Annotated in this window: 12 protein-coding genes and 1 pseudogene; 5 read left to right on the top strand and 8 right to left on the bottom strand. The window is 63.3% G+C overall.

Translation table 11 applies throughout. The features are described from left to right. The first annotated feature begins 654 nt into the window (after positions 1 to 654). Positions 655 to 963 (top strand): hypothetical protein, encoded by a 309-nt coding sequence (locus tag LFT49_RS01395; protein ID WP_237429507.1) that lies wholly within the window; start codon positions 655 to 657, stop codon positions 961 to 963. Between the two features lie 413 nt (positions 964 to 1,376). Here LFT49_RS01395 and LFT49_RS01390 read toward each other — a convergent pair. Further along, positions 1,377 to 1,790 (bottom strand): annotated as a pseudogene (locus LFT49_RS01390) (ParB/RepB/Spo0J family partition protein); the annotation flags it as partial. A 78-nt stretch (positions 1,791 to 1,868) separates the two neighbouring features. Here LFT49_RS01390 and LFT49_RS01385 point away from each other — a divergent pair. Continuing rightward, on the top strand, positions 1,869 to 2,273 hold the full coding sequence (locus LFT49_RS01385) for a VOC family protein (RefSeq protein ID WP_237429506.1): 405 nt from the start codon (positions 1,869 to 1,871) through the stop codon (positions 2,271 to 2,273). A 366-nt stretch (positions 2,274 to 2,639) separates the two neighbouring features. Here the strand turns inward: LFT49_RS01385 and LFT49_RS01380 are convergent, their stop codons facing one another. The 5 genes from LFT49_RS01380 to LFT49_RS01360 all read right to left on the bottom strand — a co-directional run bounded on the left by LFT49_RS01380 (position 2,640) and on the right by LFT49_RS01360 (position 8,497). Further along, positions 2,640 to 4,877, bottom strand: a complete 2,238-nt coding sequence (locus LFT49_RS01380) for a site-specific integrase (protein WP_237429505.1) — start codon at positions 4,875 to 4,877, stop codon at positions 2,640 to 2,642. Between the two features lie 157 nt (positions 4,878 to 5,034). Beyond that, positions 5,035 to 6,207, bottom strand: coding sequence for a tyrosine-type recombinase/integrase (locus tag LFT49_RS01375; protein ID WP_236822077.1), 1,173 nt, complete (start codon positions 6,205 to 6,207; stop codon positions 5,035 to 5,037). Continuing rightward, positions 6,092 to 7,216: a ParB/RepB/Spo0J family partition protein gene (locus tag LFT49_RS01370; RefSeq protein WP_237429504.1), complete on the bottom strand. Its 1,125-nt coding sequence runs from the start codon at positions 7,214 to 7,216 to the stop codon at positions 6,092 to 6,094. The genes LFT49_RS01375 and LFT49_RS01370 overlap by 116 nt, the downstream gene beginning before the upstream one ends. A gap of 490 nt (positions 7,217 to 7,706) precedes the next feature. Continuing rightward, entirely contained in the window at positions 7,707 to 8,201 is a 495-nt protein-coding gene (locus LFT49_RS01365) for a hypothetical protein (protein WP_237429503.1), read from the bottom strand. Further along, on the bottom strand, positions 8,198 to 8,497 hold the full coding sequence (locus LFT49_RS01360; protein ID WP_011689558.1) for a hypothetical protein: 300 nt from the start codon (positions 8,495 to 8,497) through the stop codon (positions 8,198 to 8,200). Before LFT49_RS01360 ends, LFT49_RS01365 begins: the two co-directional genes overlap by 4 nt. 529 nt (positions 8,498 to 9,026) lie before the next feature. Here LFT49_RS01360 and LFT49_RS01355 point away from each other — a divergent pair. From LFT49_RS01355 to LFT49_RS01345, 3 genes are all read left to right on the top strand, one after another. After that, complete coding sequence (locus LFT49_RS01355; protein WP_237429502.1) at positions 9,027 to 9,512, top strand: Chromate resistance protein ChrB; 486 nt, start codon at positions 9,027 to 9,029, stop codon at positions 9,510 to 9,512. Positions 9,513 to 9,593: 81 nt separating this feature from the next. Continuing rightward, complete coding sequence (locus LFT49_RS01350) at positions 9,594 to 10,298, top strand: VTT domain-containing protein (RefSeq protein WP_237429501.1); 705 nt, start codon at positions 9,594 to 9,596, stop codon at positions 10,296 to 10,298. Between the two features lie 196 nt (positions 10,299 to 10,494). After that, on the top strand, positions 10,495 to 11,598 hold the full coding sequence (locus LFT49_RS01345; RefSeq protein ID WP_237429500.1) for an alkaline phosphatase family protein: 1,104 nt from the start codon (positions 10,495 to 10,497) through the stop codon (positions 11,596 to 11,598). Between the two features lie 89 nt (positions 11,599 to 11,687). Here the strand turns inward: LFT49_RS01345 and LFT49_RS01340 are convergent, their stop codons facing one another. Both LFT49_RS01340 and LFT49_RS01335 read right to left on the bottom strand, forming a co-directional pair. After that, positions 11,688 to 14,369 carry a bifunctional lysylphosphatidylglycerol flippase/synthetase MprF gene (locus LFT49_RS01340; RefSeq protein WP_237429499.1) on the bottom strand — a complete coding sequence of 894 codons (2,682 nt, stop codon included), beginning with the start codon at positions 14,367 to 14,369 and terminating at the stop codon, positions 11,688 to 11,690. Between the two features lie 70 nt (positions 14,370 to 14,439). After that, entirely contained in the window at positions 14,440 to 15,168 is a 729-nt protein-coding gene (locus LFT49_RS01335; protein ID WP_237429498.1) for a phosphatase PAP2 family protein, read from the bottom strand. Positions 15,169 to 15,253: the final 85 nt, after the last annotated feature.

Genomic DNA, 15,253 nt, shown 5'->3' with positions numbered 1-15,253 from the left:
GAATCTCCGGGCCACACTCACGAGTGTGCCGCATCACCGGCCCCAGGCCGTGGAGCAACACGCTGGTTATGGCACATAACCACATAGCTTGCTCCGGAAAATCACCTGCGCCCGCATTTGGCGCTTGGGGTGGTTCCTGGGTACTGCCCTGCAGGACGCTTCGCGTCTGACTCGTTGAAACGACTGCGTCGTTCCGTTTCGGCTGGGTGAGGCTACTGCCCGGTCCTTCCTTGGCAAGTCTGCGCAGCCGGCTTTCGCGGCATATCCTCGCTCCGCTCCGGTATTCCACGGTCCGGCCGCTCCAACTGGCCAATTCCTTCACCGGCCAAGTTTCGGTAAGCGTGCCGAAAGGAACGCGGCATAGGGCAAGCGAAAGGTACAGTTTTGGCTCTCATCTCACCTACCACAGTGGCCAGGCAATACGGAGTCTCCCCGACGCAGCTGCGGCAGTGGCGGCGGCGCGGCATCGGCCCCGAATACTTCCAGTTCACAGCACGAACCGTCAGCTACTCTGACGACTATCTGCGGGATTGGTTCAACGATCCGCGTAACGCTGACCTTCTGATGGAGGAGCCTCCGGTGAACGTCAACATGTCATGCCAGGATGGGCGCGTCCGGCGGAGCCGGCATCGGGATGATCGTTAGGCTGGATCCATGGCTACCCTCGACATTGAACAGACACGAAACCAAGCCCGCGCGCTGCTGGACTCCCGCATTGAATCCGTCACTGCCCTGGTAAAGAGCCGCCAGAGAATCACCGAGTTGCGGGACCAGCTTGTTGCCGCCGAACGCGATGACAAGCGCGCCTACGTACAAGCCACCCGGGACGGATGGAGCGCCGACGAACTGAAGAAACTTGGCCTCGAACCATCCGCGGTCAAGCGCCGACGGACAGCCAAGCGCTCCACCGGATCCGAACAGGATGCCGCCCAGGAATCCGGCACATCCTTCAGCGAAGAGTGACCCTAAAACCCACGCTGTCGTGAAACCCAAGCCGCCGCGCTGACACCCCTAAAAAGTCGCTGCACACAAAAAAGGACCGGAACATTCCGGTCCTTTTTTGTCCTTCGGCAAAAGGAAATCTGTGGTTCACACTACCGCATCAGTGAAGGGTGCATTGGTTAGGTACCCCGTGCGTTGGCGGCGGCCTTTAGACACCGCGACCCGGACGACGCCAGGTACCCGTCATGTTGGTATGCGCGGCACCCCTGGTGGGCTTCTGCCAGCCGCGCCTAATGGCGGTCCGCCGCTGGTGAGTGGCTGCCGTGGTTCGTCCCGGGCGGCGGACCGCCCGACGTTTGCGAGGTTCCCGGCCCTGCCGTGGTGATCGGCACTGGCCTTGCCGGGCGGTGGTGTTCCGCCCGGCAAGGGTGGGTTTAGGCCGCTTGGGTTTCTTCCTCTGGCATGCCGCTGTCGATGATCAGCCCTTCAACAGTTGAGGGCTTGTACCCCCAAAGAACCAGTTGGTTCAGGTAGTCCCTGTGGGTCTGGGATGGGGACCGCCACGAGTCCTTCGCGATGGTCTTCTCATACCCCGCGCAGACCAGCGCGATCAGCGAAGACTCGGGCCGTGCCGTGGATTTCGCCACGTGCGTACGGAGCGGGTTCCACGCCCAGGTCTTGGCCTCGTCAACCTTTGCCCCGACCATGCCAGCGGCTACCTCGCCGTCGTAGCCGCTGGCCGTTTCGGGGTGGTGCGTGATCGCGTGGACGGTGAAGTGCTGCCAGCCCTTGGGTGGCTGCTTCTTCGCCAGCAGGCCGGTCACGAATTCACGGCGTACCACCTGCGCTTCTCTGCACTTTGCAAGTGAGACGTCAGAGGCGGACCTGAAGCGGGATGGGATCTGGACTCGTGAAAGACTCGCGAGGTGAACGATGACTTCAAAGGCGTCCTGCACCACATTGAGTTGTGGGTACCGAACCTGAACCGGGCTAAGAATGAATGGGGTTGGATCCTGTCCAGCTTGGGATACGAGAACTATCAGAACTGGGGCAGCGGAATCAGCTGGAGGCTTGGTCCCACCTACATAGTTGTTGAAGAATCACCCGACCTGAGCAGCCGAGAATATCAGCGCACGACGCCAGGTCTGAACCACTTGGCGTTCAAGGCCGGGAGCCGAGAAAGTGTTGATGCTTTGGCTGGCGAGAGCGGACATCACGGCTGGAGCCCGCTGTTCGTGGATAAGTATCCAAATGCGGGCGGTCCGGACCATTACGCTGCCTACCTCGTAAACTCCGATGGCTTCGAGCTGGAACTCGTCGCCGACTCGTAGGAACGACGCCCCATGGGGAAGCGCCCACTCGTGTGCCGGCTTAGAAAAAGGTCGGCACTCTTGTCAGCTTGCGGGCTGTCGGCCGGCCCCGCAAAACGAGCTGCATGAACACTGATCCCGACACTGACTGAAAAACTCAGGATCAGTGCCAGGAACCCGGCACTAACGGCAACAAAGTAGCTCGCCGGGTCCGGCACGGAATCGACTACGGGTTCCATGTAGAACCATATGGTGGCGCCGGCACTGACTCCGAGCAGGGCGATTAGGCCTGTCGAAACCCAGGCGGTAATTACCAGAATGACCAACTTCATATTTCCCCCAATGTGACAGATGTAGCCCGCCAGGTCCTGAATCGCAGCTGCGTAATCACCGTATGGCAGGCATGCCCAGATTAGTCGGACCGCGATTGGCTGATCTTTGTGCGTCGGCGCGTTTTTCTTCGAGGAATTGAAGGGTGAGGTCGATGCCCTCAAGTTCGCCCAACCAGCCCTTAGTTTGGGCGAGTTCGCGTCGGGCTATGAGATCGGTATTGATTTCGTCGAGCCGGGCGATCATGCCAGGGTCCACTTCGAGCATGGGGCAGCGGATACAGGCGTGTTCGTGTTTGCAGGGGGTGGCGTAGGGCCGGGCGCAATTGCCGAGCTCGACTTTGCGTTTGTCGAAGTGTTCTTCGAATTCAGCCCATTCGGTCTCGGTGGGAGATTTGTATTCGCGTGCTGGACGGGCGGCGCGGCGCTCGTTGAGGTGTTTTTGGTAGTGCCGGATGACGTCTTCACGGAAGACGGTGACGTAACCATGGGTTGTTTGGATATCGAGGTGTCCCAGAAGTGCGGCGCCGATGTGGATGGGCAGGCCGTTATTGACCAGGTCCGTAGCTAGAAGGCGGCGGAAGTCGTGCGGTGTGAAGCGGCAACCGCCCAGCTCGGGATGGTCGATGGCGACGGCGTCGCTGAGTTTGGCCAGTTCATCTCGGAGCGTTCCGGCGTTGATCACTTCGGTGCGTTGTCCGATGGTGCGCTGGAAGAGGAACGGCAGGGGCTCGCTGGTGACTCTTTCCGATGGGTTGAATCGAGTCGCCAGTGGCACGCCTTCCCTGTTTCTGGTCAGGCGCCGGATGATTGTGGCGATGACGTGGAAAAGGTCAGGGCTCATGGGGATGACTCGTTCCCGATCATTTTTTGAGGGAGCGACGACCAGGAGTGCGACGATTTCGCCGTTGGGTCGGATGTATTGACGAAGGCTCAGCTGCGACAATTCCAGCAGTTCGTCGCACCGAAGGCCGGTATGCCTCAAGGTCTCAACAGCCGCCCACTGCCAAAACACGGCATCCTCGGTGAACGTCACGTTGATCTTGCGGTTGGCGGACAGATCAAGCACGCGGACATTGGCTATTCCATGGAAGCGGCGGTGCCGGGCGTCTCCTTCGGTAAAGAGCCGTTGATACTGCTTCCCTCCGACGGTGATGATCTCGTCTTTAGGGGTTTCGCTGGCCACTTTCAGAAGTTCATGGAAGTGGTCTTTGCGTTCTGTGGCAGCGGCGATGAATGCCGGGAGTACTGGCTGTAAGAGGCGGATTCTTGCGTCCATGCGTTCTTTTGCACGGCGGGCCGCTTTGCCCAGCGTCCGGGTCTCTCTGCCAGCGATCGGGCAAGGCGCTACCCATCGGGCCCAGCGTTCTGGTTCTTCGGCCGCCCAGCCCTGCAAGTCAAGATAGAAGGCCCTGATATTCGTCATGACGGCTTCGAGCTGAAGGCGTGGTTTTCCATCGCGGCGGAGGGCAACCACGGCCCGCCAGCTTTCGTAGTGCTCTTGCGAGATGACAAAATTCGGCTGGCCGGGGTTGATCTGTTGAAGGCCCGTCCAAAACTTCCCGCAAATGTCTTCTGCCAGGTCCCGCAAGGTGGCGAAGTCGATGTCGTGGCTGCGCCGGGTCAGGTAGGCAATGAATACGTCGCGGATGTCGGGGTTGGTGATGTTGTGTTTGTCGACCAGCTCAGCTGGCGTCTGAGCGGGGGGACGCATAGCCCCGCGGAGAGTTGGCGGGACCTGGGCGGGAAAGTGCCCGGATTCTGACATGACGCGCCAGGCAAGGTAACCGACGTGCGTTTCGTAGCCACGGCCCCATCCGCCTTCGCGCGTGGCGATGGCGTAGTGCAGCAACGCTTCCGCGCTCAGATCAGCGAACCGGATTCCTTGGGTCGTTAACGCTGATGCCACATCCATCCGCGCGCATCGTTTAAAGTGATTTGATGTGTCCTGTTGTTCAACGAGGGCCAGGAAGCGGTCCAGATCCGGGTCGTTTTGCGCTTGCTCAAAATGCTCGTGGTAGCGGTAGAACGAGTTGATCTTGAACGCTGCCAGCGATGGACGGATGACCCGCAGACAGCACAGCAACATCAGCGAATGCCCCAGCTCGCCGTCCAAACGAAAGTCTCCCGTGGTCAGCTCACGTATTTTGCGGTGACCATCATTGAACCCGGAGGAGATCCATTTCTCCTGCCAGGTCCTTCCGGCATGCCTCACGAGATAAGACAGCAGCCATTTCAGCCCGTGATGGCGCAGTGATTCACGTGGCTGCTTGCGGGGCCATATCGTGTCGGTCAAGGCGATGATGCTCTCGGGGCTTGCCGTGTCCAAGTCACCGCGCGGCCATGGCGGAATCTCCGGTCGCGCCGCCGGAGCAGCGATGATGACGGTTTGGTTCCGGGTTCTGCCAGGAACAGCTGCGTTTATCGGCCGCTGTTGTGGTCGTTTAAGGGCCTCAGGCACCGAACACCACTGAGAAGTCGTCGGGGTCGTAGCCCGGGGTCAGCGTTGGTTGGGGCCGAGGGGATGCCATGTGCTCTTGTACTTTTTGGAAGACCTCATCGACCCGAGGCCGTAGATAGGGAGCCATCGAGGAGACTTGTCGGTGTCGGCTTACGGCCATGATTTCGGGCAAGGTCAGATTCGGGTCTGAGACCATGCGGTTGATGGTCGTGTGTCTGAAGTCATGCAGTGACCAATCTGTGCCCAGCACGGCATTCACCCGTTGCAGCATTCGCCGGGCAGCGTGATACGTCAAAGGCCGCGGTTTGCCGTGGAGCGCCCGCCAAATCAATTCATCTGGCCCGGGAACTCCGTGCTCATGGAAGTACATGGTCAGATACTGCAGGGACTCCGGTGAGACAGGCACCGGTTCCAGGACACGGGATCCTTTCGATACGACCCATACGCGTTGCCCAGACCAGTCGATCTGATCGCCGTGGACGCCGAGCAGCTCACTCGCGCGAGCCCCGGAGGACACATACATACTTACCAGGGCACGATCACGGCTGGTCCGCAGAGCCTCCATCAAATCGTCGAAAAGGTCATCCGGGATGGAACGGGGTAGCCATTCGGACTTCTTCTGCCGCAAAGGAGCCCGATTTACTCGTGGTGCTGTTTCGGTCCGGCCTCGATGAACCATGCGTCTCCGCCCGGCAGCCTCAGGAACCGGGTTTATCAATGGTCCACGACCGAAGCGTGCGTGGTAGGAGTAAAACGACGAAATCACCGAAAGGGCGTGATTGATCGTTGCCGGTGCATAGCCCCCGACCAAGGGACGCTTACCTGTGCGCGAATTCCTGCCTCGGTTACCGGTCCCCCGCCGCTGGGGATTCACCGCGGACCGCATCCACCCCACGAGGACCTCGACCTCCGCACGGGTGGCCTGCTCCCATCCACTGCCGAGCAGACCAAGAATGCGCCACCACCTGAGCAAGTCGTTGCCGTAAGAGCGGACGGTCAAAGGGCTCATATCGCTCAGAACGAGATCACGGAGGAACAGTGAGAAGTCCTCAATCTCTTGCCCCTTGTCGTCGATGACGACGTAGGGCAAGAGGCCCTCCGTTCTTGGGGCTACCGCGCCTATCGCCAGCAGACCAATCTGTCCCTCGAGCAGTTTGAGCCGCACTTCGTCCACGAGGACCGCCTCTCCGGAGAACCCTGATCCAGACTCTACGATGAAGTTCAGTTAACAGGACGGACAGCATCGCCTTGTTGTTCTCAATCAGGGTTTTGCGCTCGGCCTTTTGCTCCTCGGTCATAGGGCCTTTCTGGGCTGGGCGGCCGCCGTCGTAGCGTTCGTACTTCGGGGCGAAGCCCGTCTCCTTCCACCCCGCGATCACGTCGTGGGTCCGGTGCTGGCCCCGGTAGTCCGTGGTGATCAGAACGGCGTTGGCGTCGTCCTCGGTGGCCGGTTCCCCGTCCTCCCGTTTGGCGGCGGTGACGTAGAGGTTGTCGTCGTCGGCGTAGTGTCCGGCATCCTCCACGATGGTCGTTCCCTGGGCTTCCAGATCGGCGATCAGCGCGGCGAGGGCGGCGGCGCTTTCGCGCCGGTCGCGCAGCCGCTGCGCGACGTGCAGAAGCTGGTCAGGTTCGTCCATGATCACCGACTCGAGCTCCTCCGTGGCCTCTTCATCTGACTCAAACTCAGCCATGATTAGCGCCTCTTCGATGGTCCATCCTTTGCGCAGGGCGGCGGCTCCCGCGTCGGAGGACTTGGCCTTCAATGCGGACTCCACCGTTGTCTTGGTGCGCCCGGTCTTCTTGGCGATCGCGGCGGCCGAGACGCCGATCAGGGACAGTTGGTGGTAGGCGTCGGCTTCGTCCGCTTCGGTCAGTTCAGCGCGCTGGATGTTTTCCACCACCTGAGTCACGATACGTTCGGCTTCCTCGGGGCTGTCGATGATCATCACCGGGATCAGGGTCCGCTGCGCTTCCACGGCGGCGCGGGTGCGGCGCTGGCCCATCAGCACGTGCACGGTGCCGTCGTCCTTGCGGTGGGCGATCACCGGTTCCATCACGCCATGTTCTTTGATGCTGGCAATGAAATCGGGTGTCAGGGCGGCGTCCTTCCGGACGTTAACGTCGACGGTCAGCGTGGCCGGGTCGAGCATTTCAAGCGTGGGTGTTGCGTTCATGTGGGTGTTGCTCCTTTTTTGCCGAAAGGGTGGTGGGTGGGGCGGCTCAAGGTGACCGGCCAGCGTCCCCTCTCCCCCCGACGCTTCTATGTCTGTCAAGCGGCTCGAAAAGGGTGCGGGCGCGGACCAAGTTGTTTTGCCGGTGAGTGGGGCGGCTCGTGGTGACCGTTCAGCTTCCCCTCTCCCCCGTAGAGGGAATTTCGGTCCGGTCGTGGGAAGCGCTTTCTTCGTGCTTTGCCTGATGCACGCCGCCCTCACCACCACGCTTCGGGCTTCATGGTTCCCGGGTTCGGTGGTCTCTCGTTCCTGCGGCCAGAATTGGAACGCTGTGGGTACTCGGATAGCTGTAAGGGCCCCTACAGGGGCCGAAGTGGGCCGGCTGTGGCCGGTTGGTGATCGGTGGGCTCCAGCAGACCAGCGCCGGGTAGTGGTCATTGAACAGACAGCCCTGGCATGGTCCGGCGTCGTCCCGGTTTGCGTTCGGCCGGGCTTAGAGCCCGGTTAGCAGCTCGCGGGCTCTGTCGAGGGCGTCTTGGCACGTGCGAACCATTTGCCCGGGTTCGTTCGAGGTTCGGTAGAGGTCGCGTGCCCATTCGAATTCGGCAGCTGCCTCGCGGTAGCGGGCTTCGTCGAACAGTCGCCTGCCGATCTGGTATCGGATCATGGCCTCGCGGACGCGGGTCCCGGCCAGTTGTAGTGCTTCTTCGTGGATCCGGGCCGCCTCATGCCAGGCGTATTGGCGCTGGTAGGCGCGGGCGAGCACCAACAGGGGTAGGAGCCGGTCCCGGGCTGTTGCCGCCAGTGCGTGGCCGGCGCGTATGGCTTCCTCTGGCTGGCCGAGAAGCGATAAGATCCACACCCGTTCAAGGGCAGGGCAGGAGTCGAGGCGGGCCCACAGCGCCTCCCTGTCCAGGACGATTTCCCGCAGCGTTATCGGGTCCGTTCTCCACAGACTTCCCTGGACCTGGTCCGGGTCGGGTATCACAGGACCGGTGCTGCTTGATCAGAGCCCGGGACGGCGCGGCGCCTCCAGAGGTCCCTCTCGAGGGTGGTTCCGTACGGTACGTCGGGGCTGGCCTCCACCGTGAACAGCGACTGGCCGAGGCGGGTCATTAGGATTCCTCGTCTGTCCCCCGACTCTGCGGTGTCCCGGACCTGCTTCACGGCGACGGCCAGGTCCTCCTGGAGACAATGCGGATTTTCTACGACCACGACCCGGACAGCGGGGCTATCCGGCGCCGTGGACAAAGGTCCCCCGGGTGCAGGGTTGGCGGTGGTCATGTGTACCCAATCTCCTAGATCTGATCACATTCTGACTAACCATCGGTACCGGCCGGGATGGAAGGCACGTGCTGGTCAGCCGGACGGCAGTTGCACGATCTGCGCCAGCATAACCGAGCTTCCTGTATGGTCCACCAAAAGACGGCGTCAATTCGGGGCGCTGTTTCGGCGGCTTCACCGGGGTCGGACGCACCAGCCCTTCGACGCTGTGCGGGCGGCTGGTCGGCCATTAGGAGCTACGGACCGGGCGCACACTTACCGGGGCCGCAGTCTTCCGGCGACCGCGGCGGAGGCTTTTTCTTCCTGCTGTGCTGCCGCTGAAGTACCGAGGGCCTGTGATGCATGTAGGGCTGCGATGCATGTAGGGCTCTCCCGTCGGAATGCCCCTGCTTCGGAGTCTCTTTGGCCGCCGGGGCAGGTTGTACGGCGCGGATAAGGGTGGCGGACACCTATTGTTCCGGGCAGTCCGTGCGCACACTGGATTCGGAGCGGCCGGGTGTGGCCAACGGCGCCCGATAAGCTGGGGTCCATGACGTGGTTGGTGCTGATAGTCAGGCTCCGTGGCGCTGCACCCCGGTATCGGCGCCGCGTTTACGCCGCTCTCGCTGACGGCGGAGGTGTCGCCGTTTCCGGGGGTGTCTGGGCTATCCCGGATACCGTGATGCATCGTCCGGCCGTGGATGCCGCCGTAAGGCATGCCCTGGCCGGCGGCGGTGACATCGTTGTCATGGCCACCACGACGGACAATGGCGCCAGTCATGAGGTATTCGAGGTGAAACTTTCCGAACGGCTCACGGCCGAGGCAGAGGCTATCACCGGCAGGTGCACAGGTCTTGCTGCCGCGGCCGCGGCCGGGTGCGGGCGGGGTGGGCTGTCGACGGATCTACATGCCCTTCAACGGGACGTCCGCCGCTTGGCGCGCCTGGACGTGATCGGGCTTGAGGTCGTCGCGTCAGCTGAAGCGGCTGTGGCCCGGGCAGGGAATTTACCGGCGGCGTGTGAGTGCCGGGTTTGAGGAACGGGCCCGGTCGTTGCGGATTGCACCGGGCAGCTGTTCTCAGCGTCTGCTCAGCATGGTTGCCCTACGGTGAGGGCCATGGTTTCTTTGGCGCTGCCTGCCGGTGTGTTGTCCCGACCCGTTGCCGGGCTGCTCCCGCCGTGGCTTGATCCGAACGAGTTCCTGCGTGATCCTGCCTTGGCTCCATGGGTCGTCGGGGTCGTGTGTGTGTTCCTGTTCGTCGAGACCGGTCTTCTGGTCGGGTTCTTCCTGCCGGGGGATTCGCTTCTGTTCACGGCGGGATTGCTGGTGGCCACCGGCACTATTCAGGTGAATATTCTGTTTCTGGCGGCCGCCGCGTTCGTGGCCGCTTTCGTAGGCGACCAGGCCGGGTATCTGATCGGCCGCAAAGCGGGGCCCGCGGTATTTCGGAAAGAGGATTCCCGGTTTTTCAAACGCAGATACGTGGACCAGGCGCACCGCTTTTTCGAGAAGTACGGACGCCGGTCCGTTGTTCTGGCCCGCTTTGTTCCGGTGGTGCGGACGTTCCTTCCGGTCACGGCCGGCGTAGCCGGGATGAGTTACCGTTCCTTCTTCGCCTTTAACGCCATCGGGGCTGCCTTGTGGGGCGTAGGGGTGACGTTGCTCGGGTTCTGGCTGGGACGCTACGAGTGGATCGGTTCGAACATTGACCTGATTTTCGTTGTCATCGTTGCAATCTCTTTCGTCCCCATCGCAGTGGAACTGCTCAAGAGCCGACGACGTACCGCCGCCGCTCAGGGACGGGAGCACGAAAGATGCTGAACAAGGTAAGGGACGCAGGCGCTGGGGACCGGCCGAAGCTCTTTCCGGCGGCTGCTCCTTCACCGGTTGCCCGCAGGAAGATCAGAGCATCCCAAAGGCTCATTTCTGGCAGGCTCAGTCGCAGGGGCCGGGAACTTTGCGGCGGCGTCACCGCAGGGGTATCCGTCGAGGAAAATTCTGAGGACAGGAGCTCAGCGTGACAGCCCGAACTCGTTCGCTACGGAAGAGCACGCTCCCGCGGCGATCCCAGACCGCCACGCTGATGGCGATGGTCGCCCTCGTCGTCACGGCGGCGGCCTGCCAGTCGCAGGGTGGGCCGGTGCAGGGACAACGGGCCGGCACGCCGGGCCACGTGTTCGTGATCAATCTGGAGAACAAGGGTTATGACCGGGTGTGGGACAGCGGCTCCCCGGCCCCGTACCTCTCCGGAACTCTGCGCGCCCAAGGCGTGCTGCTGACCAACTATTACGGCATCTCGCACAACTCGCTGCCTAATTATCTCGCCCAGATCTCCGGGCAGCCGCCTAACATGAGCACCAAAAAGGACTGCCCCGTCTACACGCCGTTTACCGGCACGGGTGTTGATTCACAGGGACGGCTGATGGGCGACGGGTGTGTGTTCCCTGCCGAGGTGCCCACCATCGCCGGGCAACTGAACGCCAAGGCGAAAGCCTGGCGCGGCTACATGGAAGACATGTCCGCACCCTGCCAGCACCCGGAGCTCGGTGCCGTCGACGAACATGTGGCGGCCTCCCCCGGTGACCAGTACGGCACCCGCCACAACCCGTTCGTTTATTTCCGTTCCCTGACCTCCACCCCGGACTGCGCCAAAAACGTCGTCAACTACTCCAAGCTCGCAAAGGACCTGCAGTCGGTCAACACCACGGCCAACCTCTCCTACATCACCCCTAACCTCTGCCACGACGGGCACGACAGTCCCTGCGTGGACGGGACCGCCGGCGGCCTCGGTACGGCGGATGAATGGTTGAAGAGCCAGGTGCCGGCGATCCTGGCCTCCCCCGCCTACCAGCAGGACGGCATGCTCGTGATCACCTTTGACGAGGCCGACGGCGGGGCCGTCGGCCCCTCGACGGGCGTCACCGGCGGCACGACCGGAGGAAAGGTCGGCGCCCTGGTGCTCTCCCCATTCACCGCCCCGGGCAGCAGCTCGGACCGCCCCTACAACCATTACAGCCTGCTGGCCACCATGGAAGACATCTTCGCCCTGCCCCGTCTCGCGGGCGCCGGCGAACCGGGGGTCAACACCTTCGGGACCGACGTTTACCGTTCCGGTCCCTAGGAAACGCCTCTCCGCAAAGGGGAGGTGAAGGGGGTCCTTCGTTTGCGGCCGCGTTTGCCGTCCTGGGCCGGCGGAGGGGGCACCGGTTGTTACGGCCGCGGCGGTGTCGCGGCGTGAGGTTTCACCGTTTGCGCCTCACCGGGGTTTCGGGAGGGTGACTGGTGGCCGGTCTGTCGGGCGTGTTTGATGGGAAGTTTTTTGTATTTGGCGCGTCCGAGGACATGGCGGGCCAGCGTCAGGGTTTCGCGGAGTTTGATGGCGGGGAGGTATGCGCGGGTGATGGCGTTGCCGATGGCCGGAAGGGCGGCCGCGTCAGGGTAGAGCATGTACAGGGGTTCATAGCGGGGCTGGAACTTCGCTTTGAATGCCAGCAGGGACCTGAACCCGTAGACAGGTTCCAGGGCCGCGCCGAGCCGGCCTAGGAAGCGGTCGAGACCGCCGGTTCCTCCCGTTTCGGGGGTTTCCACGGTGGATGGTGTGGTGCCGCCCAGCCGGGCCAGTGGTGCTCCGGAGAGACTGATATAGCGGCAGCGCTCGGCTTGGAGGTCCAGGGCTGCGGAGGCGATGAGGAATTCAATGCCGGCACGGAACCCTGTGCTGCGGCGCCGCATGAAGTCCAGGGTCCAGCCTTCGATAGCGCCGTTGCGGTAGACGGGCAGCCAGGAAGTAACGGCGTGGATCTGGTGGGTGTCGTCAATGGCGAGCAGCAGGCGGACGTTGGGGTCGTTGAGTTCGTCCAGGCCGCCGAGGGTGAAGCCCATTTCCGGGACCTTTTTATCGGCTACCCATTCTTCGGAGATTTCCTGGATCTGGGCGGACAGGGTGAGGGGTGCGTCATGGTAGGTGGTCCATTCGGCGCGGATCCCGTTTTTGACCGCGTTGTTCAGGGCCGTGCGGATGTCCTGGAATTTTTTTCCTTTGAAGGACAGCGTGCCCAGTTCCAGAATGGTTTCCTGGGCTACCTGCACGGATCCCCAGCCAAGAGAAGCTGCGTGGTCGCGCAGTTGTTGGGGTACGGAGTAGAAGCACGGTGTCCAGCCGTGACCGGTGCAGAATGCTGTGAACTCCGCCAAAGAGGACTTTCCCTGGTGCCCGGGGCCGACCGGGCCTCCAAGGGTCAGGGCGATCCCGGCGATGGTCCGGTAGGCAATGAAGCTTTCTCCGGTGGCGGAGAACCAGTAGGTGTTCCCCGGCCAGGTTGTCATCCACGACAGGGTGCTGCCCTGCCCTGTTTTCAGAATTTCCCGGGCCCGGGCGGTCCCAGCGACGTGCTGGGCCGGGACCGGGTGCAGGAATGTTTTGAGGATCAGGACGGCGGTGACGGCCCAGAAGACGGTGCCGGTGCCTTCATAGAGGATGACCGCGGGGGTGCTTTGGGGGAAGAACGCCGGGGAGAGATCGAGCAGGTATCCCAGCGGCAGGAACCTGTCGGGAATATCGACCAGCAGGTCAAGCGGCGCCGGAGCGGGCGTGAAGCCGGGGGCCAGGAGGATGCCGGCGAGCAGGTAGACCGAGGCCAGGGCGGCGGCTGTTTTCCCGGCGCTGACCGCGAGGCTCCGGTAGGTTCCTGCCGGGGCGGTGAGGGGGAACAATTTGCGGGTCAGCAGCAGCACCAGCGTCAGTGCCACCGGCAGCAGCAGCGGCAGTATCAGGGCCAACGGGTGTGTGTAGCCGGGGACCTCGATAGGGCCCGCCGCTTCGCCGGCAGCGGTGTTTGGGGACGCCGGGGACAACGCTGCGGCAATGGTGATTCCTGCCAGAACGGACAATGCCAGCTCGATCAGCACGGCGCCGGCCCAGGCGAAGCGGCGCCCCCGCCGCAGCCCGTCGGAGAGCAGCAGCAACAAGAACGACGGGAGGACGGCCATGAAGATCCCGCCGGCACCGGCGCGCAGCTGCAGTTGCGCCCTCGCGCATTCCTTGGCCTGTCCAGGTTCTGTGCAGAGGCTTTGGAGTGTCTGCGGGTCTACGGGCTGGATGTTCGTAAACAGGAACCGCAACACCGAGAGGGGCCCGGCGGCGTGCGGGGCCAGGCCGGCGACGACAGGTCCGACGGCGGACACGGCCACCAGCAGGGCGACCAGGACCCGGCCTTCGTGCCGGGAGGTCACGGGACGGCCGAACCGGGGTGCCCTGCCATGCAGGACCGGGCCGAGGAGGGCGCCGGCAACGGCGGCTCCGAGCCGGACCAAATCCGCGAACCCGCCTGTATAGAGGGCCAGCAGAATCAGCAGGGCGAAGACGGCCAGGCGGATCCGGCGCCGCCAGAGGGTGGACATGGTCGCCGTGCCGGCCATGAGTGCCCCGGTGATGAGTGCACTGGGGCCGAGGAAGAGGTGCCCGCTCATTTCGCGTGTCCAGGCACCCATCACCTGGTGCGCGGCGGCCAGGAAGCCAAGAGCGGCGGCGATTCCCAGGACCTGGGAGCCAAGGGCGGCTGCAGCGAACCGTGCACTGCCCATCCGTGGTTCCAGGGCCAGCCCCACCACCAGGGTCAGGGCACTTCCGAGCAGGTACCCGGTCAGATTATGCGCCCAGAAACCTGAGGCGGGCAGCGCCCACCAGTGGCCGGGCACAGAGTGTGCCGCCGCGGCCACGTTCGGGCGCAGGGTCCCGGACGGGCCGTCGATGAGACTGGACGACACCGCTCCGGCGGCCCAAAAAATGAAAATCCAGCCAAGTGTGGCCGGCGCGCGGCGCAGCTGCCGGAGCGCAAAGGCCAGTGCCCTTGGAATGACCGGTTTCCCGGGCTCCTGAGGGGTCGCAGCCACAGGGTTCCTTTCAACGGAGGGGTAGCACGCTGACACGGGAGTGGCCCTCCAGGGCCTCTTTCCGCCCGGGTTACCCCCGGGTACGGTCCGTGGCCGTGCGGTCTAACTTCCGGATCAGCTGCACGCGGTCGATCCGGGGTGCAATGAGGGTATTCCATACCGGCAACCAGGCCAGGACCGCCGCGGTGCTGATGAACACCGAACCGACCACGTCACTGAGGTAATGGACCCCGAGGTAAAGGCGGGAGAACGCGACGACTGCCGCGAAAAGCGAACCCGCGACCAGCGCTGCCAGCCGTTGACCCTTGCTGCGGGCCAGGACCAGCACGGCGGCGAGGACCAGGGAGACGGCGAAGGCCGTGTGGCCGGAGGGGAAACTGTTGTGGCCTGTTTCAACGACCAGGGACGCTGTCACGTCCCCCGGCGGCCGGGAGCGGCCCACCAGTGCTTTGACCGCAGATGAGGCCAGCCAGCCGGCGGCGACGACGGACCCGAACGCCACCGCCTGCACCGGGTTGCGGCGGACCCCGAGCAGGTACAGGCAGATGACCAGGACGAGCGTCACCGCTCCAACCGGTCCCAGTCCGTAGTGGATGGCTTCGCTCAACCCGGTTAGGGCACTGTTTCGGCCGTGGCTCAGGGCAATGTCCAGTCCCAGTTCCGGTGACACCGGCCCGAAAGACTTCGCCACCATTCCGGCCGCGGCGGTGGTGGCGAAGATGGAGGCAGCCACGGTGACCCACCACCAGGACTGAAGTCCGGGAAATATTGTGCTCCGGCGGGCCGGGGAGGTATCCATGGTGCAGTCCTGACAGTTCGAGTGCTGATGCGCGGGGCGTGCCACCAGCTTGCGGCACCGGCTCTGAGAAGAACCTGAGAGGGGC

Source organism: Arthrobacter sp. FW306-06-A (assembly GCF_021870055.1).
Lineage (GTDB): Bacteria > Actinomycetota > Actinomycetes > Actinomycetales > Micrococcaceae > Arthrobacter.
This window is presented reverse-complemented; position numbering and strand designations above follow the sequence as displayed.